The 12,724-nt window shown below is 31.7% G+C and carries 12 protein-coding genes; 9 read left to right on the top strand and 3 right to left on the bottom strand.

All coding sequences use genetic code 11. The features are described from left to right. Positions 1–9: 9 nt before the first annotated feature. From Q0997_RS04380 to Q0997_RS04370, 3 genes are all read right to left on the bottom strand, one after another. A complete protein-coding gene (locus Q0997_RS04380; RefSeq protein ID WP_299885061.1) occupies positions 10–1,179 on the bottom strand; it encodes a hypothetical protein in 1,170 nt (389 codons plus the stop codon). Positions 1,180–1,488: 309 nt separating this feature from the next. Further along, complete coding sequence (locus Q0997_RS04375; protein ID WP_299885058.1) at positions 1,489–2,556, bottom strand: methyltransferase; 1,068 nt, start codon at positions 2,554–2,556, stop codon at positions 1,489–1,491. Positions 2,557–2,861: 305 nt separating this feature from the next. Then, complete coding sequence (locus Q0997_RS04370; RefSeq protein ID WP_299885055.1) at positions 2,862–4,808, bottom strand: YgiQ family radical SAM protein; 1,947 nt, start codon at positions 4,806–4,808, stop codon at positions 2,862–2,864. Positions 4,809–5,041: 233 nt separating this feature from the next. On the opposite strand from Q0997_RS04370, the gene Q0997_RS04365 reads away from it, so the two are divergent. From Q0997_RS04365 to Q0997_RS04325, 9 genes are all read left to right on the top strand, one after another. Next, the gene (locus tag Q0997_RS04365; protein ID WP_299885052.1) at positions 5,042–5,953 is read left to right on the top strand and encodes a transporter; all 912 of its coding nucleotides are present in this window, start codon (positions 5,042–5,044) and stop codon (positions 5,951–5,953) included. Between the two features lie 236 nt (positions 5,954–6,189). Continuing rightward, entirely contained in the window at positions 6,190–6,645 is a 456-nt protein-coding gene (gene rplM, locus Q0997_RS04360; protein ID WP_299885049.1) for a 50S ribosomal protein L13, read from the top strand. Further along, positions 6,645–7,031 (top strand): 30S ribosomal protein S9, encoded by a 387-nt coding sequence (gene rpsI, locus Q0997_RS04355; RefSeq protein ID WP_299885046.1) that lies wholly within the window; start codon positions 6,645–6,647, stop codon positions 7,029–7,031. The genes rplM and rpsI overlap by 1 nt, the downstream gene beginning before the upstream one ends. Positions 7,032–7,195: 164 nt before the next feature. After that, on the top strand, positions 7,196–7,984 hold the full coding sequence (gene rpsB / locus Q0997_RS04350) for a 30S ribosomal protein S2 (protein WP_299885043.1): 789 nt from the start codon (positions 7,196–7,198) through the stop codon (positions 7,982–7,984). Between the two features lie 82 nt (positions 7,985–8,066). Further along, the gene (gene tsf / locus Q0997_RS04345) at positions 8,067–9,026 is read left to right on the top strand and encodes a translation elongation factor Ts (RefSeq protein ID WP_299885040.1); all 960 of its coding nucleotides are present in this window, start codon (positions 8,067–8,069) and stop codon (positions 9,024–9,026) included. Between the two features lie 239 nt (positions 9,027–9,265). Beyond that, positions 9,266–9,973, top strand: a complete 708-nt coding sequence (gene pyrH / locus Q0997_RS04340) for a UMP kinase (protein WP_299885037.1) — start codon at positions 9,266–9,268, stop codon at positions 9,971–9,973. A 57-nt stretch (positions 9,974–10,030) separates the two neighbouring features. Further along, entirely contained in the window at positions 10,031–10,588 is a 558-nt protein-coding gene (frr, locus tag Q0997_RS04335; protein ID WP_299885034.1) for a ribosome recycling factor, read from the top strand. Positions 10,589–10,655: 67 nt separating this feature from the next. Then, positions 10,656–11,396, top strand: coding sequence for a peroxiredoxin (locus tag Q0997_RS04330; protein ID WP_299885031.1), 741 nt, complete (start codon positions 10,656–10,658; stop codon positions 11,394–11,396). A 3-nt stretch (positions 11,397–11,399) separates the two neighbouring features. Further along, complete coding sequence (locus Q0997_RS04325; protein WP_299885028.1) at positions 11,400–12,668, top strand: DUF5686 family protein; 1,269 nt, start codon at positions 11,400–11,402, stop codon at positions 12,666–12,668. Positions 12,669–12,724 lie beyond the last annotated feature (56 nt).

The raw sequence follows: 12,724 nt of genomic DNA, 5'->3' as shown, positions 1-12,724 counted from the left end.
AAAAATCAATTATAAGTCGGAAACGAGATAAGTCATATCCAAGTTATCAAAAGAAATTTTATCCCATTTTTTCAGGACTCCAACATAGTAATTATAAGCACTATGTTGAAAAAATCTAGTTTCTTTCTTATACCATTTCCCATCTCTTCCATATTTAAAACCCTCAAGTTCTTTTTCCGTTAAACCATTAACATCCACTTCAATATCTGGATATTTAAAAGCTTGTATTTCTTTAAGTTTTCCTGTAGGATAATAATTAATATCATTAACAAAAGAAGGCATTTCTATTTTCCCAAACTTCAATCCTAGAATTTTATTTAGAAGTGTATTACTATTTTTCACATAACTTGTTAGACCGCTTTCAAACAATCTTATAAATGCATCTTTACCTAGCTTCTTAACTTTGAATTCTTTTCCACCAAATAACCAACCTTTAATCTTATCCTTAGTAATTAGTTTATCTTCTTCATAATTAAATGGCATATATGGCACTGGATCTTTGGGGTTTATTATAGAGTAACTTGTGCCTTTTTTACTAAATCTTTTATTATAATCTTCTGAGAATTCTTTGTTACCAGACATAGGTTGAGCATAAGCATAAGTTTTATATACATTTTTTGAAGACAACTCATATTTTGGCAAATTTTCCAAATAAGCTCGAGTTAAAGTAGCTAAAGCTGCTCCTTGACTATGCCCAGTTAAAATAATATTATAAATACCTTTAGTGTTTAATATCTTTATTTGTTCTTTTATTTCCTGAGACAAAATAACTATAGTCAATCCATAGCCAGCATGAACTGCTGCTGCTTTATTTTTTGAAAAAGCATAGTCTTTTTTTTCTCCATCTAAACTAATTTTTCCTTTTGCAGGAATCATAGCAGAATAACAATTCTCAACCCAACTAATAATTTTATTTGTAGAACCTCTATAATTAATAATGCCTATCTCTCCATTTTCATATACCTGAAATTTATTATCCATACTTAAAATATCGGAAGTATAACTTAAATTAAAGTTTTCAGGAATTATACTACTAGTCGAACCAAATTGCTTTAAAAAATTAAAGCTATTACAAAGTGCAATCGTCTGTTTAGCTTCATTGGTATTAAAACCAGGTTTTAACTGCCCAGATGAAACTATAGTAGTTAGTAAAAATATAATGGTTAATAATACTCGCATATTCTAATAACTTAAATAACAAATTAATTATTGTCTTTAAGTTATTTACAAAAACGATTCCAAAGTTCATTTTACTTAAAATGCTTTTAAATGAATAGGTCTCTAGAAATTATAATGGCTCGTATTATTTTGAAGACGAATTAGATAAATAATTAAACCGTTTCTTTCCTCTCTATTAATGAAATTCCTGAGAATTGATTTGAATTAAAAACTATTCTTGAGTTATGAATTAAAGAACCTTAGCTCTATAGTTTTTAGATATTAATTTATCCCTTAAATAGCTTGTAACAAACGAAGCTGTTTAAAATATCATTCATTAACCAAAACCCAAAGTTCTACTTCTTCCTTAGAACGCCTATTTTGCTCACGCTTTGTTTTACTTGAAGCTCCTTTCACTTTTTTTCTTAAACAAGTATCTAATTTAAACCTTCCACCATTTGCTAGTTCGTTCTCTATAGGATGCTCTTTTGTAACATCAGTAATTTGAGCCAAATTAGAGAATATAATAACAAGCTTCCCTTCTGGCAACAGTCTTTTTTTAGCTTCAGTAAAAAAATCTAAAAACAGAGTTTCATTGTAGTAAATAGCTTGGTCATTTTTATCAAGTTCTTGAGATGCAGGCAACCACGGCGGATTAAAAACAATGAGTTCAGTCTGCTTTTCCCATTGACCAAAAAGAGGTGCAAAATCGAGTTGGATTTTTCTAGATAGTTTTGTGCCTCCCATATATTCTGTTAACCCAACAATGGCATTTGGGTTTGTATCTGTTCCAAAAACCTTTTGAAAACCATGCTTTATCATTTGAAATGCTAATACACCACTTCCTATTCCAACATCTATTGCAGACTTTTTAGATCCTTTATACCGTTTCAACCAGTTGTCTAAAAGTATTAAATGATCAAAACGAGTAGGAAAATAAACGCCGTAATACGGATGGAGTTTGTTTCGCAATACAGGAATTAAAATACCGTTTTGGTACCATTGCCATGCACTATTCAACCCTTGCACTTGAGGAAAAGGCAATAAAAAATCGCTAGTTCCGGGATAGAGTTTCTTTAACCAACCAATAAAAGGTGCTTTTTTTACTGTTAATTTATGATCTACAACTTGTATATAAATTAGATTTGATAGTTTTTGATATGTAGAACGATACTCACGCTGTTCTTGAAACGTCTCGCTAGGCATCGTTTTCTTAATATACTTCTGTAACTCGCTAAGTAAAACTAAACCGTTACTATAAAACTCTGTTATAAGTATAGCTTTGCCAGCTTCCAATCCTTTAATCGAACGATTTATATTTATCAATCTATTAAATTGCACTAATGGCTGTTTTGGAAAAAAAGGTTCTGGTTTGTTTACACTTATATCTTTTATCATCGTTTATTTTGAATGGAGACGAATTGCAGAGTAATGAGGTTCGCAAGGCTCAAGATTAAAATCACTATTATAGTTATTGACTAGCAATCAGGCATTAAGTTGCTCACTAGAGTTTAAATTAATCAAAAAAGAGACTTAAGAAATAAGCCTAAGATTTCGCTGAAGTCGTGCGAAAGAATAATTAATATCAACAGATAAATAATATTATAACAAAGATACTTTTTTTAAACCCATTTACAGATATAATACTGAGGTAATATTATAGTAGAAGTCAAATGATGCCATCAAAAAAATTATAAAGCTAACTATCGTCTTTTCTTTCTAAACTTAGCTTTATCCTTGCGTTGGTTAAAAGGCACAGCATCATTAAAAGTGTTTTTAGCTTCTCCATTAGGTTTGTTTTTACGCCATTTTTCGTTTTTTTCTGGTAATAATACTTTTAATAAATCTTGACGACCTAATTTATTCAAGGTCTTTTTTATCCAAGCTTTGTTTTCATCTTTATACCAAAAGAAAAAACGGTGTTGTTCGTCTTTCTCCTTACGCGTTTTTGGCGTATTTACTTTTTTAAGTGTGTAAGGATGATAACCACTATAGTAAATAACAGTAGCAACCGTCATAGGCGTTGGCGTAAACCCTTGCACTTGCTCTAACTGGAATCCCATGTCTTTGGTTTCGGCAGCTAGGTTTGCCATGTCTTCTTGCTCACATGCTGGATGATTAGATATAAAATAAGGAATCAATTGTAGCTTTAAATTCTTCTTTACATTAATCTTATCAAAACGTTCTTTAAACTTATGAAAATAAGTAAACGATGGTTTACGCATCAATTTTAAAACAGGATCACTAGTATGTTCTGGCGCTACTTTAAGTCGACCGGAAACGTGCTTAGTCATGACTTCTTCAGTATAATCGTCTAACTCTTTTGGATCTGCATTTTTATTAAATTCTGGCACTAACATATCATGACGAATACCAGAACCTATAAACGATTTTTTAACCTTTGGGTGACTATCTACTGCTTGATACAATTCCGTTAATGGTTTGTGAGACGTATCTAAATTACTGCATATTACTGGCGAAATACAACTTGGCGCAACACACTTATCGCATATAGACTGTACTTTACCTTTCATTTGATACATATTAGCACTTGGCCCACCAATATCACTTAAATAGCCTTTAAAATCTGGCATATTAGCAACTTTATCAACTTCTCTTAATATAGATTCTTTACTACGACTTGCTATAAATTTTCCTTGATGTGCAGAAATGGTACAAAAGCTACAACCACCAAAACAACCACGATGAATATTTATAGATGTCTTAATCATCTCGTAAGCAGGAATTGGCCCTCGCTTATTGTATTTTGGATGCGGTAATCGCGTATATGGCAACTCAAAAGAAGCATCAATTTCTTCTTCCGTCATGGTTGGATATGGCGGATTAATCATCAATGTTTTATTACCTACTTTTTGAAAAATACGCCTTGCTTTTAACTTGTTAGATTCTTGTTCTATAATCTTAAAATTAGACGCATACTTTTTCTTATCCTTTAAACAAATCTCATGCGAAGCAATTTCAACATCTTCCCAATTACTATTTTTAGGAATTTTAGCCTCTTTATTTAAAAGAACTGCAGTTTGTTTAATTGTTGTAATACTTGAAAATGGTACACCTTTTTGCATTAAACGTACTACTTCACGTAATGGTTGTTCTCCCATACCATAAACCAACATGTCTGCTTTAGAGCTTTCTAAAATCGATGGCATAAGCTTATCACTCCAATAATCGTAATGCGTTACGCGACGCAGTGATGCTTCAATACCTCCAAGCAATACAGGAACATCAGGCCATTTTTCTTTTAAAATTTTTGAATATACCGAAGTTGCATAATCAGGTCTAAACCCAATATCACCATTAGGTGTATACGCATCTTTGTCACGACGTTTTTTATTAGCATTATAATTGCTAATCATAGGATCCATACAACCACCAGTAACACCAAAAAATAATTTTGGCGCTCCCAATTTTACAAAATCTTGAAGATTATCATTAACATTAGGTTGCGGTACAATAGCAACACGCAAACCAAAACTTTCTAGCAAACGCCCAATAACAGCTGGTCCAAATGTTGGATGATCAACATAAGCATCACCACTAAAAAGTATGACGTCTAGTGCTTCCCAACCCCGTATTTTAACCTCTTTATTAGTGGTAGGTAACCAACTTGAAAGTTTTAAGTCTTGCATAAGACTGCAAAAATAGTTAAAAAATGGGTCTTTATTGGAATATATAGGTTAATCGTCTCAATAGTCTTCTTAAAACTTATAGAATATCAATAAATATAGAAGTTGGTTTAAAAGCAACTGATTTAAAAAACAAACAACTTAAAATCAAAAGATTAAATATTTAACAAAAATGAAAAGTAATTTTTATTAATTAAAAGCGACGTAAATCATCAATATTAAAATTTTATAAAATCATGAAGAACTTAACTAAAATCACACTAATTTTATCTGTAATTTATTTTACATCAATCTCCCAAACAAATGCCCAAGGTCTGGTTGATGGATTCTTTACTAATAAAGGAGAAGCCAACTTTTCATTATCATATTCTAATAGTCAATTTGATAGTTTTTTTGTAGGAAAAACTAAAGTTGATGGTGTTCCAGCCCATGGTAAAATAACACAAAGCATTTTTAATTTTTATGCTAATTATGGTATTACAGATAGACTAACTGCAATTGTTAGTTTACCTTATATTACTGCTGAAGGTGATGGAGTTGATGATCCCATCAATGGAACAAATGAGCAATCAGACTTGCAAGATTTAAATGTTATGGTAAAATATGCTCTTTTTAAAGAAGAATTAAAAAATGGTTCTACAACTTACTTTGTAGCTGCAGGAGGATCACTTCCTCTAGGGTACGAACCTAATGGTATTTTATCTATTGGAAATGGAGCGCCAAGTATAGATGCAAAAATAGGAATGCACTACAAAAATAATACTGGCTTTTTTGGTACATTAGCTTTTGGGTATACTGTTAGAGGTGAAGCCGACAACAATTTAAATGTAGGAGATGGCTCAAACTTTGATGCTCCAAACAGTATTAACTCTTTAATAAAGCTTGGTTATGCTACAGGAAAAATATATGTAGATGCTTGGTTTGATTCTCAATATTCTAAAAATAATAATATAGATATTGCAAATGGTAATTTCTTCGGTAACTTCCCAGAAACTCAAGTCAATTATTCTCGTGTTGGAGCAAATGTGTTTGTTCCAATAACAAATACAATAGGTTTAAACGCAGGTATTGGCACCACAGTAGATGGTAGAAATTTAGGAAACTCTACAACATATACCGGTGGTATTATTTACAGTCTAAAAAAATAAATTAGCTTCTCGCTTAAAAACAAAAACAACAGAATCCTCTTAAGCTAAATATAACGTGATTACACTTATATTTTTTGACTTAAGAGGGTTTTGTGTAATCAGGATACACCTATAGTAAGTAGTAAGCAATTTTTAAACGAAATAAACCTACTACAGTATTTGGTAATCAAATATATAATCGTAAATTTGCAAACTCTTTTTGAGAGAGGAATGTTTAATAATAAAATTTAATAATTGTGGATACACTAAGCTACAAAACGATTTCAGCCAATAAAGCTACTGTTGATAAGCAGTGGGTTTTAATTGATGCTGATGGTCAAACATTAGGGCGTATGTGCACTCAAGTTGCAAAACTTTTAAGAGGAAAGCACAAGCCAAGCTTCACACCACACGTTGATTGTGGAGATAACGTTATTGTTATCAACGCAGAAAAAATCAACTTATCAGGAAACAAGTGGAATGACAAAACGTACATTCGTCACACAGGTTACCCAGGTGGTCAAAGAAGTTTAACTGCTACTGAATTATTTGGAAAAGATCCAGCTAGATTAGTAGAAAAGTCTGTAAAAGGAATGTTACCTAAAAATAAATTAGGAGCAGCTCTTTTTAGAAATTTAACTGTTGTTACAGGAACAGAGCATGCTCACGAAGCTCAAAAACCTAAAACAATTAACTTAAACGAATTCAAGTAATGGAAGTATTACACAAAATTGGTCGTAGAAAAACGGCTGTTGCTCGTGTTTACCTTTCTAAAGGAAAAGGTAACATCACGATTAACAAGAAAGAATTAAAAGACTACTTCCCAACTGCAACTTTACAGTATAAAGTAAACCAACCGTTAGTAATGACTGAAAACGATGGTGCTTTTGACATTAAAGTAAATGTATTTGGTGGTGGTATTACAGGTCAAGCAGAAGCTATCCGTTTAGCAATTTCTCGTGCAATGTGCGAGTTAAATGAAGAAAACAGATTAATCTTAAAACCTGAAGGATTATTAACAAGAGACCCAAGAATGGTTGAGCGTAAGAAATTCGGACAGAAGAAAGCTCGTAAGAAATTCCAATTCTCGAAACGTTAATATTATTGTTGAATTTATTTTCAACACAAAACAAAAAATTAAACAGTTATTGTTGTCCTAGTCTAAATAAGGCAGGATTTAGTTTAGCATCTAAATAATTAAGGCGAATTATATTAATGACCACTTAATTATTGCTAATTCAACAGAACGTAAACTATTACAAAATGGCAGTAGAAGTAAAAGAATTACTTGAAGCAGGTGTACACTTCGGTCACCTTACACGTAAGTGGGATCCAAACATGGCGCCTTACGTATATATGGAACGTAACGGTATCCATATTATAAACCTTTACAAAACAGCAGCTAAGATGGATGAAGCTGGAGATGCGTTAGCAAAAATCGCAGCTTCTGGTCGTAAAATCTTATTTGTAGCTACAAAAAAACAAGCAAAAGACATCGTCGCTGAAAAAGCAGGTAACATTAATATGCCATACATCACAGAAAGATGGCCAGGTGGAATGTTAACTAACTTTGTTACTATTAGAAAAGCAATCAAAAAGATGGCTACAATTGATAGAATGAAGAAAGATGGAACCTTTTTAACTTTATCTAAAAAAGAACGTTTACAAGTTGATCGTTTAAGAGCTAAGTTAGAAAAGAACTTAGGTTCTATTGTAGACATGACTCGCCTTCCAGGTGCTTTGTTTGTAGTAGATATTAAACGTGAGCATATCGCGATTAAAGAAGCACAAAAATTAAACATTCCAATTTTTGCAATGGTAGATACTAACTCAGATCCACGTCAAGTAGATTACGTTATACCAGCAAATGACGATGCTTCTAAATCGATCGATAAAATTTTAACGCATGTTACTGAAGCTATTACTGGTGGATTAAATGAGCGTAAAGCTGAAAAAGCTGAAAAGGAAGCAGCTAAAGCTGAAGCTAAAGCAGCACCAGCAAAAAAAGCAGCCCCAGCTAAAGCTGAAGCAGTAAAAGAAGAAGAAGAATAAAACAATAAAATTATTACAAATCAAGTCGTTTAATTCTTTCGTAACAGAAATTAATTAAACGACTTTTTTAAATATACTTATCATGAGTGAAGTAAAAATTTCAGCAGCAGAAGTAAATAAGCTAAGAAAAGCAACTGGTGCAGGTATGATGGATTGTAAAAAAGCCTTAGTGGAAGCTGGAGGTGATTTTGATGCAGCAATCGATGTATTACGTAAAAAAGGACAAAAAGTAGCAGAAAAAAGAGCAGATAGAGATTCTTCTGAAGGTGCTGCTGCAATAAAAATTAACGATGCTAACACTGTTGGTGTTGCTATCGTATTAGGATGTGAAACTGATTTCGTTGGAAAAAATGAAAACTTTTTAGCATTAGCTAACCAAATGGCTGAAAAAGCAATCAACTTTGATAACAAAGAAGATTTCTTAGCTTCAGATTTTGGTGGTATGACTGTTGCTGAAAAATTAGTTGAGCAAACTGGTGTTATTGGCGAAAAATTAGAAATCAACGCTTTTGAAAAGTTAGAAGCAGATTTTGTTGGTTCTTATGTTCACATTAACAAAATTGGAGCATTAGTTGGTTTATCTCAAGAAGAAGCAACTGTTGCAAAAGATGTAGCAATGCAAGTGGCTTCTATGGGAGCAACTACATTATCTTACAAAGATTTCGATCCTGCATATGTAGCTAGCGAAACTGAAGCAAGAATTGCAGTTATTGAAAAAGATAATATTGAACTAGGTCGTTTAGGTAAGACATTAAAGAACGTTCCTCAGTATATTTCTATGGCACAATTAACTCCAGAAGTTATAGCAAAAGCAGAAGAAGATGCTAAAGCGCAATTAGCTGCTGAAGGTAAGCCAGAACAAATTTGGGATAAAATTTTACCTGGTAAAATGGACCGATTTATTTCAGATAATACAACTTTAGATCAAGAAAAATGTTTACTTGACCAGAAGTTTATTAAAGATGAAAAGCAAACTGTTGCAGGTTACGTAGCATCTAAAAATGTTGAAGTAACAGCTTTTAAACGTGTTTCTTTAGGATAGAAAATTCATTCCTGTGGAAACAGGAATTTCTATAATATTAAAAACCACTACTCTATTTTTAGAGCTAGTGGTTTTTTTTATGCTTAAAAACGCTTAGTTTTGCAAAACTCTTTTTTTCACTAATAAGAAAAAAACACAGCTAATACCAACATGAACCTTCCATAACGAATTATTCTTAATAACTAAGACAATGACTAAACGGAAGCAATATGTGACCTCTAAAAAAGTATAATCGACACATGAAATATAAAAGAATACTACTAAAACTCTCAGGTGAAGCTTTAATGGGAAGTCGCCAATATGGGATAGACCCAGAACGCTTAGCGGAATATGCACATGATATTAAAGCCGTAACAGATAAAGGTATTGAAGTTGCCATAGTTATTGGTGGTGGTAATATTTTTAGAGGAGTTGCAGGTGCCATGAATGGTATGGATCGCGTACAAGGTGATCACATGGGCATGCTAGCTACTGTAATAAATGGTTTAGCTTTACAAAATGCTCTAGAAGATGCTGGCGTTAAAACACGTTTGCAAACTGCAATTAAAATTAATGAAGTTGCAGAACCTTTTATTCGTAGAAAAGCTATGAGTCATTTACGTAAAGGACGCGTCGTTATTTTTGGAGGCGGAACAGGTAATCCATATTTTACAACAGATTCTGCAGCAGTATTACGCGCTATAGAAATTGAAGCCGATGTTATTTTAAAAGGAACACGTGTTGATGGTATATATGACGAAGATCCAGAAAAAAATGCTAATGCTATTAAATTTGAGCACATTACTTTTGATGACGTTTTACGTAAAGGTTTAAAAGTTATGGATACTACAGCATTTACTCTAAGTCAAGAAAACGAATTACCTATTATAGTATTCGATATGAACACTAGAGGAAATTTAATGAAGGTAGTTTCTGGAGAAAATATTGGAACTCAAGTAAGTTTATAGTACTTTTAGTTTGGCTTAGTTCTTGAAAGGAACTAAATAGTAATAAAAATTTTAACAATGAACGAAGACATTTCATTTATAATAGACACAGCAAAAGAAGCAATGGATAATGCCATTCAGCATCTTATAAAACAATTTGCAAACATACGTGCAGGTAAAGCAAGTCCAGCTATGCTAGGTAGTGTTATGGTAGACTATTATGGCTCACAAACACCATTAAGTCAAGTTGCTAATGTTAATACACCAGATGGTAGAACAATAACTATTCAACCATGGGAAAAAAACATGCTTCAAGAAATCGAAAAGGCAATTATGATTGCTAATTTAGGTTTTAATCCAATGAATAATGGAGAACAATTAATTATTAATGTACCACCATTAACTGAAGAGCGTAGACGTGATTTAGCTAAACAAGCTAAAGCTGAGGCTGAAGACGCTAAAGTTGGTGTTCGTAATGCCCGTAAAGATGCTAATAACGACATTAAAAAATTAGACGATGTTTCTGAGGATTTACAAAAAAATGCAGAAGCAGACGTACAAACTTTAACAGATAACTCTGTTAAACGTATTGATGAACTTCTTGTTAATAAAGACAAAGAGATTATGACAGTATAAACGTTAAAAGCGACTTAATTGTCGCTTTTTTTATACCAAGAATCTTAACTTTATCGTTTATAATACTATGCGCTATATAAAATCTATACTATTTCTATGTGCTTTATTGTTTTCTACAATAAGTTTTTCTCAAGATTATAAATTCATTCCTAAGAATCAGCATTTATTATCTGATGAGCAAATCAAGACTATGCAAATCATGATTACTCCAGATGTTTTACTATTTAATGAACAAGGTAAAATACTTCCTATGTCGCAAATGGAGCTAATGACAAATCCAGATTATAAACCTTTGTTTTATGCAGATGCTAATGCAAAAATTAAATCTGTAGTATTCCAAAAGAAAAGTAACCATCCTGTACTAATTGAAAAAAATCCAGAAGCTCATTTTGATCCAGGAGAAAAAGCATTAGATTTTTTAGTAACAGACATGAATGGTAATAATATTAAACTATCACGTTTAAAAGGTAAAGTCGTTGTTCTTAATTTTTGGTTTACAAAATGCCCGCCATGTATTCAAGAAATGCCTAGTTTAAATAAATTAATAGAAGAGTTTAAAGGTAAAAATGTTGAATTCATTGCTATTACTTTTAATAAAAAAGAAATAGTTAAACAGTTTTTAGAAACGCAACCATTTAAATATACTATTGCTCCAAATGCAAATGGAGTTGTAAACAGTTATGGAGTAAATAGTTTTCCTACTAGTATCGTTATAAACCAAAAAGGAGAGATTGTTTTAAAAGAATTAGGTTATAGAACTAATATAAAATCTGTACTTTCGACTTCTATTAAATCGCTATTAAATTAACTTATGCCTAAGTATTGGCTCTCCATACTACTCTTTAGCTTTACTATTTCGGTAAGCGCTCAAGTACCTATAGATAGTACCAAGACTGTATTAGATAGTTTAGAATCTAAAAAATTATTAAAAAGTATTGGTGAAGGTTTTTTTCCTACTAAAATATGGAATTTCGACCTGCGCTATCTTATTAAATTCAACCAATACGAAGGCTTTAGAACTGGTTTAGGAGGCATCACTAATGAAGGTTTTTCTGAAAAATTTAGAATAGATTCCTATATTGTTTATGGTTTTAGAGACCATAGATTTAAATACAAAATTGGTGGCGGTTTAAGATTAAATCCAGAAACGAAAACTTGGTTAAATTTGTCTTATAATGATGATTTACAAGAAACCGGAAGTTCTAATTTTTTAACAGATGCCCGTACTTTTTCTTTTTTTGAACCTCGTTTATTAAATATTGAATTATTTCATAGACATATTACTTCGGCTGTGAGTCTAGAACATGAAATTACTCCCAATATATATACAGAAACAGAATTAGCTATTAGTAATGTGCATCCTACTTATGACTATAATTTTGTACTAGGAAATAATAGTTTTCGTGAGTTTGAATTAAGCACAGCAAAAATCTCTGTTCAATGGGATCCTTTTACTCAACATGAAACCGTTGATGGGAAAACAAAAATTATAAAAGATGCGTTTCCTAAGTTTTCATTGCAATACACTAAAAACATTAAAAATTTATTTAATGCGGATTTTAATTTTTCAAAAATAGATTTTAGAACTATACATAAAATTAACCATAATAAAGATTCCTATACTATTGGTACACTTTCTGCAGGAATAGCAAATGGAGATACACCTTTAACGCATCTCTACCACGCTTACCCTAATAATAATACAAAAGAAACCATACTTCAACGTTTTTCTGTAGCTGGAATCAATAGTTTTGAAACCATGTATTTTAATGAATTCTTCTCAGACAGATTTACAACTTTAGTATTAAAACATTATATAAAACCTTTTAAAATTTTTAGAGGCTTTAACCCTCAATTAGTATTAATTACAAGGTATGCTGTAGGTGATATTAATAATATTAATAGACATCAAAATGTAAATTTTGGAACATTAAATAAGGGTTATACAGAATCTGGTTTCGAGATTAACAAATTACTTCTAGGCTTCGGACTAAGTTTCACCTATAGATATGGTGCTTACCACTTGCCAAAAGAAGAAGATAATATGGCTGTAAAATTCACCTTTAATATTACATTATAAATTTAATTTTAGTATCTTAATTACTTAGGTTTTATATACCTTTGCCCCTACTTTAC

It is taken from the genome of uncultured Lacinutrix sp., assembly GCF_947500325.1.
GTDB lineage: Bacteria > Bacteroidota > Bacteroidia > Flavobacteriales > Flavobacteriaceae > Lacinutrix.
This window is presented reverse-complemented; position numbering and strand designations above follow the sequence as displayed.

What these genes read in the sequence shown, in the direction of transcription:
- Q0997_RS04380 (WP_299885061.1), bottom strand. Translation starts at nt 1,179, where the DNA reads ATGCGAGTATTATTAACCATTATATTTTTACTAACTACTATAGTTTCA.
- Q0997_RS04375 (WP_299885058.1), bottom strand. Translation starts at nt 2,556, where the DNA reads ATGATAAAAGATATAAGTGTAAACAAACCAGAACCTTTTTTTCCAAAA.
- Q0997_RS04370 (WP_299885055.1), bottom strand. Translation starts at nt 4,808, where the DNA reads ATGCAAGACTTAAAACTTTCAAGTTGGTTACCTACCACTAATAAAGAG.
- Q0997_RS04365 (WP_299885052.1), top strand. Translation starts at nt 5,042, where the DNA reads ATGAAGAACTTAACTAAAATCACACTAATTTTATCTGTAATTTATTTT.
- rpsI (WP_299885046.1), top strand. Translation starts at nt 6,645, where the DNA reads ATGGAAGTATTACACAAAATTGGTCGTAGAAAAACGGCTGTTGCTCGT.
- rpsB (WP_299885043.1), top strand. Translation starts at nt 7,196, where the DNA reads ATGGCAGTAGAAGTAAAAGAATTACTTGAAGCAGGTGTACACTTCGGT.
- tsf (WP_299885040.1), top strand. Translation starts at nt 8,067, where the DNA reads ATGAGTGAAGTAAAAATTTCAGCAGCAGAAGTAAATAAGCTAAGAAAA.
- pyrH (WP_299885037.1), top strand. Translation starts at nt 9,266, where the DNA reads ATGAAATATAAAAGAATACTACTAAAACTCTCAGGTGAAGCTTTAATG.
- frr (WP_299885034.1), top strand. Translation starts at nt 10,031, where the DNA reads ATGAACGAAGACATTTCATTTATAATAGACACAGCAAAAGAAGCAATG.
- Q0997_RS04330 (WP_299885031.1), top strand. Translation starts at nt 10,656, where the DNA reads ATGCGCTATATAAAATCTATACTATTTCTATGTGCTTTATTGTTTTCT.
- Q0997_RS04325 (WP_299885028.1), top strand. Translation starts at nt 11,400, where the DNA reads ATGCCTAAGTATTGGCTCTCCATACTACTCTTTAGCTTTACTATTTCG.